General features: G+C 71.0%; 1 protein-coding gene. It reads left to right on the forward strand.

What is annotated here, in order from left to right; all coding sequences use genetic code 11:
* Positions 1–340 precede the first annotated feature (340 nt).
* The gene (locus tag WCS02_RS21240) at positions 341–619 is read left to right on the forward strand and encodes a helix-turn-helix domain-containing protein (RefSeq protein ID WP_340296210.1); all 279 of its coding nucleotides are present in this window, start codon (positions 341–343) and stop codon (positions 617–619) included.
* The last annotated feature ends 227 nt before the right edge of the window (positions 620–846 follow it).

Genomic DNA, 846 nt, shown 5'->3' on the forward strand with positions numbered 1-846 from the left:
TGGCCGACAACGCGCTGACGACCGTCGGCTAGGCCCGACCGGGCCAGCATCTGGTTCAAGACGCGCGTTAGGTCGACGACTCTTCGCAGAGGTGCACGTAGACGCGGCCCAGGATGGAGCTCACCGACACCGGACACCGGACACCAGACAGCGGCACCGTCGCGGTCGTCGTCGTCTGTGGCGGGTCGTGTGCGACAGCGGGCGGGGTGCTGTGTGGGGCCGGTCCGGTGTGGCGATCCCGGACCGGCAGTCGTCGCCCGGCCGGCTCGCCGGGACACGCCGGTCCCGTGTCGCCAGCTTGTAAGCAGGGCTCTGCCCAGCGGGGCGCGATGATCGGGTGATGTTGCTGCGGTGGTTGGTCGGTGAGTGCTTACGACGGCGTCGCCTGGCCCAGGGGCGGACGCTGCAGGAGGTCGCCGAGCTGGCCGGGATCTCGCTGGGCTACCTCTCTGAGGTCGAGCGGGGGCGCAAGGAGCCGTCCTCGGAGGTGCTCGCCGCGATCTGCCGCGCCCTGGGCCTGGACCTGGAGGACTTGGTCGAGGAGATGCGCGAGATGCTGCACCGCTGGAAGCTGCCCGAGGACCCTGAGCTCCAGAACAGGGTCGCCCTTGCTGCTTGAGGTCTGCGGGAGCACCCGCTCACCCCTGAGCGAAGTCGGGCACCGGGGCGGGGACCGCTGCCTAGCGTCGGTGCCATGGAGACCGTGGACGTCCTCGAGCTCGCACCTGACCTGCACCGCGTGCGCCTGAGCGGCGGTGGCGCGCACCTGCTGAACGCCTACCTGTGGCTCGGGCCCGACGGGGTCACCATGATCGACACCGGCGCCCCGGGGTCTGCCGGCCAGCT

The sequence above is a fragment of the Aquipuribacter hungaricus genome, assembly GCF_037860755.1.
GTDB classification, from domain to species: domain Bacteria; phylum Actinomycetota; class Actinomycetes; order Actinomycetales; family JBBAYJ01; genus Aquipuribacter; species Aquipuribacter hungaricus.